The following is a 13,789-nucleotide window of genomic DNA, read 5'->3' on the forward strand; positions in this document are numbered from 1 at the left end:
CTCTTGCTCAAGCACCTCATTCCAGTCTTTTCCATACTTAGGGACTTCAATATGTTAGTTACATTGCGCTTGCTCTAGCATATGGCTAAGGACTTCACCCATGTTTATTCCAGCCTTATCATTGTCCAAAGCCACCACTACCCGCTGGTTACTTTTAGAAGCTAATTCAAATATCTGCCCTAAATCTCTTTTAATACCATCCGTTAAGTTACCACAAGTACTGATATAAGCTGTTGTTGATGGATTTAAAGGCTCTTCACTTGGGCATACCTCTTTTAACTATTTTCCAGCCCTATTCTTGCCCTAAACTAAGTTGCCAGGTAGCTCAGTGCATCAACAGGGCTTTCAGTAATCACGACCGTGCGAGCATCCTCGAGCTTATGAGCCTTTTCTTGTAAGACAGATAACTCCCTAGGAAGCCCTGTCTGAAAATATTTATCATTACTCCCCTCCCTCTTTTCATAATAGGTAATGGTGCTAGCTAGCCTAGCTTGTCCATTTGCAGCAAAATCTTTATACAACGCAAAGGCAGCAACCTGAAGGCTGACTTTCATCCCTTCTAAATCTTTGTAAGTATCTTTATCAATAGCTCTTTGGAAAAGAAAGCCATCTCCTTTGTAAGGGACAATCCTATCTAAATGCTTTTGTGCTTGTTCACTTTGCTCAAGAGGAGTTAATGCTAGGATAGGTTTTTTTAAAATAGGTTCTAAGAATCAGAGAGATACCCCAAGCCCATAGGAGGATAGTCAGGCGGATGGTGAATAGCTTCAATATGATATGGCGTTTTGCCAAGGATAAATCTATCGAGATGGCTAATAATCTGGCAGAGCGACAGCTGAGAAAGTATGTTATCTATAGAAAGAAGCTGCTCTTTACCTGGTCTATTTAGGGCAATAAATTTGTCGAGTGCATACTAAGCTTATACTTAAGCTGCCGCTTGAGTCAAAGTAATGCTTTTGCTTAGCTAAGCCAGTGTATTAAGACGATCTCTATGGTTGTGGCCTGAACGGATACACACAATAATATTTGGTATTGTTAAATTGGGATAGGATTAGTAAGTTAGAGGAAAAAGTATGAATTGTCCTCGATGTAATAATACTCAAAGCTGTAAAGATGGAATTGTTAGAGGTAGACAGCGCTACCAGTGTAAAAGTTGCCGTTTCCGTTACACAGTTAGCCACAAATCAGATGTTAAACCTCTATATACTAAGCGAAAAGCGTTGCAATTATACTTAGAAGGATTAGGATTTCGAGCTATAGGGCGTATACTCAACATAAGCTATGGGACAGTCTATCAATGGGTAAAAGCATGTGGAGATCAAGTAAGTTTACCAGAAAGCCAAGATCAAGTAGATATAGTCGAGATGGATGAAATACACACTTATGTGGGTTCAAAAAAGTCTACTGCTGGATATGGATAGCTGTTGATAGGATAAGCAAGCGCTTTATATCATATGTGTGTGGAGATCGCTCGACACAAACCGGACTGAAGTTATGGGAGCGCGTCAAGGATATAGGCAAGCTGTATTGTAGTGACTATTGGAAAAGTTATGAGCAGTTTATTCCAAAAGATAAACACCGACAAAGCAAATCAGAAACTTATACAGTGGAAGGATATAATAGCTTAATTAGGCACTATTTAGCAAGATTTAAGCGTAAAGGAAAATGCTATAGCAAACAGGTGCACATGATAGAAAAATCGCTCAACCTGCTAATGGCCAAGCTAAATAATCAGCTGCCTATCTTAATTTAACAATACCAAAATATTTTTATATTTTATACTTGCTATTGTAGTAAGCATATAAAATTCTTTTACTGTAAATTTTATTGTATGTTAGGGTTTCCTTCTGTTTCCGTATTAGGTTCACCTTCTCCTGATATAGCAGCCCGCATATTAGTATCTGCCTTTATATTTTGCATACGGTAATAGTCCATTACACCGATATGCCCACTTTTTAAAGCAGCTGACATAGCCTTAGGTATTTCTGATTCTGCTAAAATAACTTGAGCCCTAGCCTCCTGAGACTTAGCACGCATCTCTTGTTCTACTGCTACTGCCATAGCTCTACGTTCTTCTGCCTTAGCCTCTGCAACTCTTAAATCAGCATTTGCTTGATCTATCTGTAATTTAGCACCAATATTTTCTCCTACATCCACATCAGCTATATCTATAGACAATATTTCAAAAGCTGTACCTGCATCTAAGCCTCTTTGCAGAACTAATTTAGAGATTTGATCTGGATTAGCTAATACCTCTTTATGGCTGGCCGCAGATCCTATAGAAGTAACAATACCTTCCCCTACCCTAGCCAGTATTGTATCCTCACCTGCGCCTCCTACCAATTGTTGTATATTAGCACGCACAGTAACTCTAGCTTTAGTAACTAACTGAATACCATCAGCAGCCACAGCAGCTACAGAAGGGGTATTAATAACCTTAGGATTTACAGAAATCTGTACTGCCTGAAAAACATCTCTACCAGCTAAATCTATTGCGGTAGCTTGTTTAAAAGTTAATTTTATATTGGCTTTATCAGCAGAGATCAAAGCCCTAATTACTGAAGGCACATTGCCACCAGCTAGGTAGTGTGTTTCAATTTCTGTAGTAGTCACTTGTAAGCCTGCTTTAGTGGCGGTAATCATAGACTCTACAATAACACGAGGGGGCACTCTACGAATACGCATAAAAACTAATTCGAATAGACTTACTCGTACACCTGAAAATAAAGCTGTAATCCATAAGTTGACAGGGAAGAAATATAAAAACAAAAGAAACCCAAGCAATATAGGTATCCAGAGTGTGGAATTATCATACAAATAGGTCATAAAATAAGTTTTAAAGTCGTTTTTAAATAATATTACTTTAAGTATTAAAACGCAATATAGTGAAATGCATTAAAAAATTTCAAGAATTACTTTTATCTTCGCACACATCAAGAAGCGTACTTCCACAAAAATACTTTCTTGTGTTTAATAAAGATGTACTTAGAACTATTTTAAATCTCTTAAATGTACAAGTTAGACATTTCTAGATGTACTTATTAAATCAATCTTTTAATTGGCTACTTAAGCAAAGGCTAAGTAGACTGCAGCATGCTATAGAAAACCCTATAGATATGCAAGCTACATTGCTACATACACTTATACAAAAAGGAGCGCAAACCGAGTATGGACAACAATTTAGCTATCATACAATTGCCACCAAGCAACATTTTAAAGAACAAGTACCTATATGTACTTACGAGGAATTATATCCTTATATAAAAAAAGTCTTACAAGGTAGCGTTAATGTTCTTTGGCCTACACCTATTAAATGGTTTGCCAAATCTTCAGGAACTACCAATGACCGTAGCAAGTTTATACCTGTGTCTACAGAAGCACTTAAAGAGGGGCATTATAAGGCTGGGAAAGATATGCTTGCTATTTATTTATCCAATCAACCTCATAGCCAACTGCTACATGGAAAAAACCTTGCTATGGGTGGCAGTTTATATACCAATAGTTTTTGCCCAAATTCTGATACAAAATATGGTGATGTATCAGCTGTCATCATGAAAAATCTTCCTTTGTGGGCAAAGTGGGCTAGCACACCTAATCTAGACATAGCATTATTAGAGAATTGGGAAGAAAAGTTAGAAAAGTTAGCACAAATTACTGCACAAGAAAATATAACTTCTATTACAGGCATACCTACCTGGTTATTAGTCTTATTAAATAAAGTACTAGCTATCAAACAGGCAACTAATATTGCCGAAATATGGCCTATGCTAGAACTTTTCATTCATGGTGGCGTTTCTTTTACCCCCTACAGAGATCTATTTAAAAATATTGCTTCCACAAACACGCATTATATGGAGGTTTATAATGCTTCAGAAGGTTTCTTTGCTATACAAGACCAAATAAATGGCTCTGAACTCTTGCTATTAGTAGATCATGGAATTTATTATGAGTTTATACCCATTGAAGAGCTTGATGATTCCCATCCAACAGTCATTGATTTAGCTGACGTTAAAGTAGGACAAATCTATGCAGTGGTTATTACTACTAATGCTGGTCTTTGGCGCTATCAAATTGGCGATACAATTAAGTTTACCTCAACTGCACCTTATAGAATTAAAATAGCAGGTAGGACCAAGCATTTTATTAATACTTTTGGAGAAGAATTGGTTATTGATAATGCGGATATGGCCATTGCTGACGCTTGCATGCTCACAGGTACTACTATTAGTGACTATACAGCGGGCCCCAACTATACATCTGATAGTAAAAAAGGACAACACGAGTGGCTAATTGAATTTGTACAAGAACCAACCAATTTAGATGAGTTTACGGATATATTGGACCGAAAGCTACAGGAATTAAATTCTGATTATGAAGCCAAACGTTATAAAGATTTTATTCTTGCAAAGCCAGTTATAAGACCTGTACCTAAAGGCGTATTCTATGCTTGGATGAAAAAGAATAATAAGCTAGGAAATCAAAATAAAGTGCCCCGGTTGTTCAATTCAAGAAAATATTTAGATGAAATATACCAATTGATTCAAGAAGATGTTTATTGAGACAGACAACTGAATAATGTTTGTATATCAAATATTTTTTTAAACTTAACTATTTTATAGACTATATTCACGATACAAACTATATACTTAATTAGCCAAGATCTCAACTCGATAATAAAGCAATTTTATTTAAATAGAAATTGTATTTAAGAAGCTAACTAACTTGTTGATTAAGGGGGTATCTACTACTTTTACATATAGCTTATCAGGCTAACCTATCCTATGGATTTACAAGAGAATATTCCTTTACAATCATTAAACACTTTTGGGATTGCTGCCACCGCACGCTACTACAGTTTGGTTAAAAGCCAAGCTATGCTCAAGCAATTATTAAATAACAGCAGTTTACACTCTTTACTAAAATTAACTATAGGAGGTGGCAGTAATATCCTTTTTGTAAAGGACTTCGATGGGTGGGTTATACACATGGATATAAAAGGAATAGAAAAACTTGGAGAAGATAATAATCATATATGGTTGCACGTAGGCGCTGGTGTAAACTGGCATAGTTTAGTTTTATACTGCATAGAAAAAGGCTATGCAGGCATTGAGAATTTATCATTAATTCCGGGTACGGTAGGCGCAGCACCTATACAAAATATTGGAGCTTATGGAGTAGAATTTAGTGAGGTATTTGAATCCTTAGAAGCACTTGAAATAAGCACAGGACTTATTAAAAAGTTTAATAAAGAAGCTTGTGCTTTTAGTTATCGAGATAGCATATTTAAAAGCAGCCTGAAAGGACAATACATTATTTTGCAAGTAACACTACGCTTAAACAAGCAGCCCACTTTTCAGACAAACTATGGTGCTATACAAGAAGTCCTAGCTTCCATGAAGCCTAGAACCTTATCTATTAAAGCCATTAGTGATGCGGTTATTTATATTCGCCAACAGAAACTTCCTAACCCAGCTTATATAGGCAATGCTGGGAGTTTTTTCAAAAATCCTATTATCGACCAAGCTAAAGCTACTCTACTTCGAAACAAATACCCTAATATACCAGTGCATATTCTAGCAAACGGTTATGCCAAACTACCTGCAGCTTGGCTTATAGAACAATCTGGTTGGAAAGGATATAGGCACGATGCAGTAGGTGTACATTTACACCAGCCATTAGTTATTGTTAATTATGGAGGAGCAACAGGCAAAGCTGTATACAAGTTAGCACAAGCAATTCAGGCAAGTGTAGCCGAGAATTTTAGTGTTATGTTAGAACCTGAAGTTAATATTATTCAATAAGGAAGACAACTATCAGATTGTAGAGATATTGTTATAATTCGATTGTTGATATGCCTCTACTTTTACACCAAAAGAGTCTAAAAATTCTAATCCTTCCTCTTTAGATAATCCTTTATAAGCCGCGTAAGACTGAACATAAACAACCCTTTTAATGCCTACTGTAAAGATAATACGTGCACAAGGCAAACAAGGCGATAAAGTAATATAAAGGGTAGCACCTGTTACGGCAGCTTGGTTGCTTAAGGCATATAGAATAGCATTTTGTTCTGCATGTATGGCCAAAGAACAGCCACCTTTAACATCTCTAGGGCAACCTATTCCTGGCCATTGCTCATCACAATTGTAAGTTCCAGAAGGTGGCCCATTATAGCCAATAGAAATAATACGTGTATCTTTAGCCAAAACAGCGCCAACTTGCAATTTTACACAATGCGATCGCTTAGCTAACTGAAGCGCTAATTGTATAAATATATCATCAAATTCAGGCCTATTCATATGCTTGATATTGTATTCATCTCTTTAAATCACATCAGACAGCAAATATAGAATATAAAGTTTAAAATTTTTTCTTACTTTCTCCGTTGGTGCGTAGGTTCTAGGTTGCTGTTACTGGACTGCTTATTAAACATTCAAGGAAAGACCTTACTTCTGTATATAATTGATAAGTAACTTGAATAGCTAATTAATTTGCGTGTAAAGCTTTACTTTATTAACTAATAACTAAATAAAGCTAGTTATACAGGTTAAACATACACCATGCAAGCATTATCTGTTTATGGATTAAGGATTCCTTTCTTATTCAAGAAAGTTTATCTAATCAAGCCTTTACGTTTAAGGATGGTTTCTACAAATTTAATTTCATTTTTACTATTAAAAATTTTGTAAGGTAGGTGTATCAGATGAGCTTTATTAATAACTAATAAAAAGTAGTCTTTTCCTTGACTAGCTCTTTTAATTTGCTCCCAAGCTACTGGCATACCACGCTTAGTATCAATTTGTATAATGATTTGCTGACTAGTCAGTTCATAACCCAAACGTTCAAAAACAATCTTATTTTCTGCTAGCTGAGTAACTCCATAAAACTGTATAAGCCAAAACAGGAAGTATAAGATTAGCCCTAAGCTTGGAATAACTACCAACCATATTGACTTAAGAAAAAAAGTAAGTGATAATATTCCGATAGCAATTAAGAAAACCCACCATTGCTCACGGATAATATTCTTAAGTCCTAGAAGCATGTAGGTACGTATAGGAAGTTTGTATTTCTTGGTGCGTACAATCATAAACTATAAGTTAAAATATATAGCAATCTGCTATATTAGCCATGGCTATTTATTTTTTACGAAAAACAAATTCAAATCTAGCTTTTTTATAATAAAAAATAGAATTTTATCAAGAATTTTATTGCATTCTACTAAATAGTAGGTTGAATTTATTTACTTAAAAATTCGCTTAGTTATTCGCCTTTTTGTTTATTTATTTTATAGCACAAGCAGCCTTAATTTATAGTATATGAAACATCTATTATGTCTACTTTTTACTGTATTTGTATTAAGTAGTTCCCAAGCACATGAAATAGCATTTCCTTCTAAAATAACCGACAACAAGAGCTTAGTTCCTGGAGAAAAAATTACTTATAAGGTCCATTATGGTTGGGTAGAGGCTGGTGAAGTAGTAATGCAAATAGATAAAAAGATATATATAGTCAATGAAAAGCCCTGCTATAAAATTGATGTGTGTGGAGAGTCTAAAGGAGCACTTTACCTATTCTTAAAAATGAAAAACCATTTTGGAAGCTATCTAGATACAGTCACTTTAATACCACAACGCTTTTACCGGAACATTCAAGAGGGAACCTATAGAAAAAATGAAAAAGTAAATTTTGACCATACAAAAAAACTGATAGTAGTGGAAGAGTTAGATACTACAGAAACACATGTAATAAGAAGAAATGAATATGGAATTTATGATAATGTACAAGATATAGTAAGCACTTGGTATGTATTAAGAAACTTAGATTTTAGTACAGTTCGTGTTGGAGATATACTATATAGTCCTGTTTTTTTTGATGATATTCTGTATGAGAAATTTAAAACTAAATTTCTAGGCAAAAGAACCATTAAAACTAAACTAGGTTACATTAATACATTAGTATTAGCGCCTTTGGTTCCTTTTACTTCAACCGGTAAATCTATATTTGCTGGAGAAAATTCAGTAGAATTATTTTTATCAGATGACGAAAATAAAATACCTGTTAAGATCAAAATTAAACTTTTAGTGGGGGCTGTTGAGATAGATCTAACAAATTGCGAAGGCCTTAAGTATCCGCTGGCCATTAAAAAGCGTCAGCAAAGGTTAAATAGTTAACTTTTAAGTTCTCTCTTGTTGCTTTCAGTATACAAAAATAGACACTTATGCCCTATTATATATTGTATCCTAGTTTAATAGAGTCGTTTCGAAACGGCGACTAGAAAAAAATAGACTGGAGGCATACTATATACAATTAAGCAAAAGTCAAGAGGCAAAATATGTATTTAAAGTATAAAAAAACAGATTAGCTTTTGTAAAATAATAAGTTTAGGTATTAAAAATTTAGGCAATCTACTAAGTAAACGTTTTGCAGCATCTTTAATATAAATTATTCTAAAGATAAAAGGTAGGAAAACTTCAGCAAAATCTCTTTTCTAGTAAAGACAACCAGCGTTTATACTTGCCAATAGGCTATAAACGCTGGCTTATCCTAACAGTAAACTGTATTTCTAAGTAAGACTTTCTGTTCCTACCCGCAATTTGCAAAAAGACTTCCCAATAATGTTACTTACTTAGTGGCTAGTTACGCTATCAATACAGTCTATAATCTAAATCTATCAAATAATTGTATTGTTACTGATAACGTTTTTTATCACTAAATTTCTTTTTATTAAATCCCTTATTAGAAAATTCTGGAGCAGCTTCAATACGTCTAGAAGGTGAAAAAGCTTTTTGTCCTCCCTTCTCTTGGAAGCTTCTTTTTGTTGAATCAGAACCTTGTGATCGAAATTTTGAGAACTCTGGATTCCCGCCATAACGAGAAGGAGACGAGCTTTTCTGAAACCTGTCTCTTTCTGACCCTCTTAGTGAATTTGTACCTTGCGAGCGTGATCTTGAAAACTCTGAACTTTCGCTATGCCTAAAGGGTGTAGAACTTCTTTGGAATTTATCTCTCTGAAAATCTCTTGGTGAATCTGTGCCTTGCAAGCGTGGTCTTGAAAAATCCGAACTTTCGCCATGCCTAGAGGATGCTGAACTTCTTTGAAATCTATCTCTTTCAGAATCCCTTGCTGAACCCATGCCTTGTGAACGTGACCTTGAAAATTCTGAACTTCCACCATTTCTAGAAGATGGGAAACTCTTTTGAAACCTATCTCTTTCTGAGCCCCTTGATGAATCCATACTTTGTGAGCGCGGTCTTGAATTATTATTCCGTGAATTTCTATTACGTGAACCATGCTGTTCGCTGTTTCGGTCAGATTTCGCCTGTTTAGGATTCAGTAAATCTTGAATAGCATTCCACCTTTTACGGTCTTGAGAAGAAACAAAGCTGAGTGCAAAACCTTTAGCACCTGCACGAGCAGTCCTACCTATACGATGCACATAATCTTCTGGTGCATGCGGAATATCATAATTGATTACATGTTTCACATGGGGTACATCCAAGCCACGTGCAGCAATATCTGTAGCAACCATAATCTGGTGACGTCCTTGTCTAAAGGCACGCATCACACGCTCACGCTTAGTTTGCCTTAAATTGCCATGAATAGCACAAGTATTATAAGCTTCTTTATTTAACCGAAGCGATAAATGTTCAGCATTATCTTTTGTTTTTACAAATACCAGGATAGTACCTTCTCGGCTATTTAACTGAGTAAGCAATTCAAAATATTTATTCTCTTCTTTAATCTCTAAAATTTCTTGCGTTAAGTTTTGTGCTACAATAGCCATTGAGTCAAACTCATTCATAAATATACGCTCAGGTGACTGCATATATTTTGCAGCTAACTTTTCAACTTTAGGTGGGAAAGTAGCAGAAAACATCAAAGTTTGTCGCTGGGTAGGAAGCTGGCTAACAATTTGTTCTAATTGTATCGAAAAGCCCATATCGAACATACGATCTGTTTCATCAAGTATCAAGAAGTCTATATCTTTTGGATTAAAGCTACCTCTTTCTAAATGGTCAATAACACGACCAGGCGTACCAATAATAATGCGTAAATTAGATCTTAGTTGAGCTAACTGTTTGTTATAAGGTTCTCCACCTATTAGCAAAGCCGTTTTTATAAAAGAGCTTTTAAAAAGAAGTTGGTTAATGTTGGTAGCAACTTGTTGAGCTAACTCTCTAGTTGGCGTCAGGATAAGCCCCATACTCGTAGGGTCGCTTAATAACTTATTAATTAAAGGTATAGCAAAAGCTAATGTCTTGCCTGTACCAGTCTGGGCTGATCCTAAAATATCCTTTTGCTGTAATGCTAAAGGTATAGCTTTTGCCTGGATCGCAGTTGGCTGGGTAAAACTTAGTTTATCTAAAGCTTGGGTAAGTACTGGGGAAAGCCCCATTTCTTGGAAATTAGTCATAGTTTGGATTAAATAAATAATAGTTAAATGTCCCAGGCATAACGTATTTATTATATCCATTCCTAGGACTAGGTCTTAAAAATTAAATTCTGTAATGTTGATAAATGCTCATAGGATAAAAGGCTTAAGCTGGCAACATACTTTATGTATAAGCTTTGCACTTTTCATATATTGGCTATTTAAAAGTTTCAACAGCAACCATATTTTGAGTTACCTATAACCTAGCAAGCATAATATATACTATAAGGCTACTTATCTGCTTCTTGAAATCAATTAAGCATAGGTCAGATGCAAATTTAGGAGGCTTTTAAAAATCAAACTTTAACAACCATTTCCGTTTATTTACAACAGAGAAAGCGTTAATAATTCATATTAGCCTTTGCAAGATGAGATAAAAGGTAGTATCACAGTCAATTCATCAATCATATTTAGACCCAAATAAACAGCTTATTTTTCAAAAAAACTAATAAAGCTATTTTAATTTAAAAGCCATGCCTACACTAATGCAAAATGACTCTTACTATTTTTTACTTTTTATACCCTATATGCTTACTTATTTAAAAATTTATAAAGCTGCTTGGCATAGGATTTATTATAGATAAATCATAAGTATAATCAGCATAAACATAAGTGATAACTAGAATGCGGTTAATTTTTTAAGCTTAGTCACCTATAAAATCAATTAACTTTTAAAAATAGGCTATAGGTAGACTACTATGCCACAATAAAACCTTATTACCAAGCCAATAAATTACTTATACCAAAACTTTCAAGGATTTCAAGGAGTTTATTTAAAAAGCAATAATTAATTTGATGCTTATTTGTAATGCATAATCATTTTTTGATTAGAGTTGCAAATAACTAAATAGGTTTGCAGACGCTTGATAAGGTTGGTAGAGTTAGTTACTTTTGGCAAGTTATACATTTGCTAATAGTGTTCACCATACTATTTAATTGTCTGGGACACATAACTATTGACTGGTTTAAAGCAAATAATCCATATATATTATAAAGAAATGGGAAAACTTACTGAATTAAAACCTTTTTCAAGTTTAATTGATACACTACAAAACGAGCCAAGCATCTCTATTGATATAGTTAAACAATGCCTATATAATATTGATAATCAACAAAATCTTAATGCATTTGTTAGGACTTATGATGAAGAAGCTTTAGCAACAGCTGCTCAAGTAACACACAAGCTACACCAACAAAAAGCAGGGAAACTAGCAGGCATGGTAGTAGGTATTAAAGACTTGCTATGCTATCAGGACCATCCTGTACAAGCAAGCAGCAAAATATTAGAAGGTTTTGTTTCACAGTTTAGCGCCACTTGTGTACAGCGCTTGGTTGATGAGGATGCTATTATTATTGGACATCAGAATTGCGATGAGTTTGGAATGGGTTCTTCTAATGAGAACTCTGCTTTTGGGCCTGTACGAAATGCCATTGATACTACTCGTGTACCAGGTGGCTCATCAGGAGGGTCAGCAGTAGCTGTACAAGCCGATATGTGTCATGTAGCCCTAGGAACAGACACAGGCGGTTCGGTAAGGCAACCAGCAGCTTTTTGTGGTATTATAGGACTTAAGCCTACCTATTCTAGAATTTCTCGTCACGGTATGATTGCCTATGCATCCTCTTTTGATACGATAGGTATTTTTGCTAAAGATATACGTGATTGTGCTACTGTACTAGAAGTTGTTGCAGGTGCTGATACATTTGATAGCACGGTATCTAAACAACCAGTACCTCATTATAGTGATTATTTAACTTTTGGTAAAAAAGCTAAAATTGCTTATTTAAAAGAAACATTAGCCTATACAGGTCTACAAGACGAAATTAGATTACACACAACTGCTACTATGGATGCTTTAAAGCAAGCAGGCCACCAAGTAGAAGCTATCGACTTTCCATTATTAGAATATGTACTACCTACTTACTATGTACTTACCACTGCTGAAGCTAGTGCTAACCTAGCGCGTTTAGATGGCGTACGGTATGGGTATAGAAGTCCGTCTGCTCATACTATAGAAGAACTTTACACCAAAACTAGGTCAGAAGGTTTTGGACAAGAAGTACAAAGAAGAATCTTGTTGGGTGCTTTTGTATTAGGGGCCAACCATTATGAGGATTGTTATATAAAAGCGAAAAAGATAAGAAGATTGATAAAAGACAAACTACAAGCTATTTTATCTGATTATGATTTTATTTTACTGCCTACTACGCCTAGCACTGCATTTAAGATAGGATTTAATGCACATGATCCTTTAGCTATGTATTGGGCAGATGTGTATACAACGTTAGCATCTGTGGCAGGGCTACCAGCCATTTCTATTCCTAATGGTACAGATCATCAAAACTTACCTATAGGCCTACAAATCATAGCCAATAGCTTTGAAGAAACACACTTGCTAGGTTTTGCTAACTACATCATGCAGTTACCCAAAAAGATTTAATTGAGTTTGGATATTAACAGGAATGGGTACTTCTTTTTCATTTAAGCGTACTTGAACCTGGCCTAGCAATGACTTAAGAGGTTGTATAAAACAATATCCTTGCTGTTCATAAATAAGCACCTCTCCTACCATTCCCAAGCCGTATCCAGCAATAGTACGCTGGCTTTCTTTAGGTGATTGGTACAAAGGAAAAGGCTGCTTTTTATGGAAGTAAGCATCCTGTAAATTTTGTATAGGATTGTCCATGGATAAGGTACTCAGATTGGCATAAATAGCTTTCCTACAGGCATTGAGTTTTATGCTAGCATCCTCAAAATAATAAGGCATATGTAAGCATTGCTGTTTCTGCTTGATAGTAATACGTTCTGGAATATTATAGGTAGTATTTATATATTCCTCAAGTGTCCTAGCTGCATAAGCATCTTGCAGACATTGCAAAACCACTGCAGCACGTGCACCTTGCTCCAGCCATCTGGTATAGATTCGTTTCTGATTAGCAATACCCACTTTTATTATATTGCCTCCAAAATATGCTAGATAAACAGCATGAGGCTGTAAGTTATAAGATTGTTGCTGTTGTGATAGTTGGGAAGGAGCAATTCTGTAAAAAGCAGGGTTAAATTGAATAGATTGGTTACAATTAGAGCAACATAACGATTTACTACCAATCTCTTGTTGATTAGGGCAAGGTATAGATCGTTTAATTGTTAAGTCAAATCCTCCTATACAATATTTATTTGTTAATATGTTAAGGCTTATATAAGCCTCCCAGATAGGCACATAATGCCTTATTGTGGGCTGGCTAGCTATCTCATCCAATTGCAAGTATGGTCCTTTGCTACTATGATAGCTATAACCAGAAAGGATATACATAGACTCTACTTTTATAATAATTATATAGCTTTACCCAAATATATC

Annotated in this window: 13 protein-coding genes; 6 read left to right on the forward strand and 7 right to left on the reverse strand. The window is 35.2% G+C overall.

The annotated features are described in order from the left end of the window. Positions 1-54 precede the first annotated feature (54 nt). The gene (locus AASI_RS09385) at positions 55-225 is read right to left on the reverse strand and encodes a toprim domain-containing protein (protein ID WP_083758855.1); all 171 of its coding nucleotides are present in this window, start codon (positions 223-225) and stop codon (positions 55-57) included. A gap of 83 nt (positions 226-308) precedes the next feature. Continuing rightward, a complete protein-coding gene (locus AASI_RS06825) occupies positions 309-554 on the reverse strand; it encodes a hypothetical protein (RefSeq protein ID WP_012473387.1) in 246 nt (81 codons plus the stop codon). A gap of 188 nt (positions 555-742) precedes the next feature. On the opposite strand from AASI_RS06825, the gene AASI_RS09390 reads away from it, so the two are divergent. Together AASI_RS09390 and AASI_RS08430 are read left to right on the forward strand one after the other, a co-directional pair. Continuing rightward, a complete protein-coding gene (locus AASI_RS09390; protein ID WP_394330107.1) occupies positions 743-889 on the forward strand; it encodes an IS66 family transposase in 147 nt (48 codons plus the stop codon). A 184-nt stretch (positions 890-1,073) separates the two neighbouring features. Then, positions 1,074-1,753 (forward strand): IS1 family transposase gene (locus AASI_RS08430; protein WP_148204979.1). Its coding sequence is split into 2 segments (ribosomal slippage): positions 1,074-1,392 and positions 1,392-1,753, totalling 681 coding nucleotides; the frame shifts between segments, so codons are not numbered across the junction. 71 nt (positions 1,754-1,824) lie between these two features. Here AASI_RS08430 and floA read toward each other — a convergent pair. Further along, the gene (gene floA / locus AASI_RS06840) at positions 1,825-2,826 is read right to left on the reverse strand and encodes a flotillin-like protein FloA (RefSeq protein WP_012473388.1); all 1,002 of its coding nucleotides are present in this window, start codon (positions 2,824-2,826) and stop codon (positions 1,825-1,827) included. A gap of 206 nt (positions 2,827-3,032) precedes the next feature. Between floA and AASI_RS06845 the strand changes: the two genes are divergently transcribed. Together AASI_RS06845 and murB are read left to right on the forward strand one after the other, a co-directional pair. Then, complete coding sequence (locus AASI_RS06845) at positions 3,033-4,559, forward strand: GH3 auxin-responsive promoter family protein (protein WP_012473389.1); 1,527 nt, start codon at positions 3,033-3,035, stop codon at positions 4,557-4,559. 222 nt (positions 4,560-4,781) lie between these two features. After that, positions 4,782-5,801, forward strand: a complete 1,020-nt coding sequence (gene murB / locus AASI_RS06850) for a UDP-N-acetylmuramate dehydrogenase (protein ID WP_012473390.1) — start codon at positions 4,782-4,784, stop codon at positions 5,799-5,801. 12 nt (positions 5,802-5,813) lie between these two features. Here the strand turns inward: murB and AASI_RS06855 are convergent, their stop codons facing one another. Beyond that, complete coding sequence (locus AASI_RS06855) at positions 5,814-6,296, reverse strand: deoxycytidylate deaminase (RefSeq protein WP_012473391.1); 483 nt, start codon at positions 6,294-6,296, stop codon at positions 5,814-5,816. 314 nt (positions 6,297-6,610) lie between these two features. After that, complete coding sequence (locus tag AASI_RS06860) at positions 6,611-7,084, reverse strand: YcxB family protein (RefSeq protein WP_012473392.1); 474 nt, start codon at positions 7,082-7,084, stop codon at positions 6,611-6,613. 229 nt (positions 7,085-7,313) lie between these two features. Here AASI_RS06860 and AASI_RS06865 point away from each other — a divergent pair, with 229 nt between their 5' ends. Beyond that, on the forward strand, positions 7,314-8,168 hold the full coding sequence (locus AASI_RS06865) for a DUF3108 domain-containing protein (protein ID WP_012473393.1): 855 nt from the start codon (positions 7,314-7,316) through the stop codon (positions 8,166-8,168). A 516-nt stretch (positions 8,169-8,684) separates the two neighbouring features. Here AASI_RS06865 and AASI_RS06870 read toward each other — a convergent pair. Then, the gene (locus AASI_RS06870; protein WP_012473394.1) at positions 8,685-10,412 is read right to left on the reverse strand and encodes a DEAD/DEAH box helicase; all 1,728 of its coding nucleotides are present in this window, start codon (positions 10,410-10,412) and stop codon (positions 8,685-8,687) included. Positions 10,413-11,428: 1,016 nt separating this feature from the next. On the opposite strand from AASI_RS06870, the gene gatA reads away from it, so the two are divergent. Continuing rightward, entirely contained in the window at positions 11,429-12,871 is a 1,443-nt protein-coding gene (gene gatA / locus AASI_RS06875; RefSeq protein ID WP_044283098.1) for an Asp-tRNA(Asn)/Glu-tRNA(Gln) amidotransferase subunit GatA, read from the forward strand. Here gatA and AASI_RS07765 read toward each other — a convergent pair. Then, a complete protein-coding gene (locus AASI_RS07765; RefSeq protein ID WP_012473396.1) occupies positions 12,854-13,744 on the reverse strand; it encodes a DUF2797 domain-containing protein in 891 nt (296 codons plus the stop codon). The genes gatA and AASI_RS07765 overlap by 18 nt on opposite strands. Positions 13,745-13,789 lie beyond the last annotated feature (45 nt).

The organism is Candidatus Amoebophilus asiaticus 5a2, from assembly GCF_000020565.1.
Lineage (GTDB): Bacteria > Bacteroidota > Bacteroidia > Cytophagales > Amoebophilaceae > Amoebophilus > Amoebophilus asiaticus.

What these genes read in the sequence shown, in the direction of transcription:
- AASI_RS07765 (WP_012473396.1), bottom strand. Translation starts at nt 13,744, where the DNA reads ATGTATATCCTTTCTGGTTATAGCTATCATAGTAGCAAAGGACCATAC.
- AASI_RS06865 (WP_012473393.1), top strand. Translation starts at nt 7,314, where the DNA reads ATGAAACATCTATTATGTCTACTTTTTACTGTATTTGTATTAAGTAGT.
- AASI_RS06825 (WP_012473387.1), bottom strand. Translation starts at nt 554, where the DNA reads ATGAAAGTCAGCCTTCAGGTTGCTGCCTTTGCGTTGTATAAAGATTTT.
- AASI_RS06855 (WP_012473391.1), bottom strand. Translation starts at nt 6,296, where the DNA reads ATGAATAGGCCTGAATTTGATGATATATTTATACAATTAGCGCTTCAG.
- AASI_RS06845 (WP_012473389.1), top strand. Translation starts at nt 3,033, where the DNA reads ATGTACTTATTAAATCAATCTTTTAATTGGCTACTTAAGCAAAGGCTA.
- AASI_RS06860 (WP_012473392.1), bottom strand. Translation starts at nt 7,084, where the DNA reads ATGATTGTACGCACCAAGAAATACAAACTTCCTATACGTACCTACATG.
- murB (WP_012473390.1), top strand. Translation starts at nt 4,782, where the DNA reads ATGGATTTACAAGAGAATATTCCTTTACAATCATTAAACACTTTTGGG.
- AASI_RS06870 (WP_012473394.1), bottom strand. Translation starts at nt 10,412, where the DNA reads ATGACTAATTTCCAAGAAATGGGGCTTTCCCCAGTACTTACCCAAGCT.
- floA (WP_012473388.1), bottom strand. Translation starts at nt 2,826, where the DNA reads ATGACCTATTTGTATGATAATTCCACACTCTGGATACCTATATTGCTT.
- gatA (WP_044283098.1), top strand. Translation starts at nt 11,429, where the DNA reads ATGGGAAAACTTACTGAATTAAAACCTTTTTCAAGTTTAATTGATACA.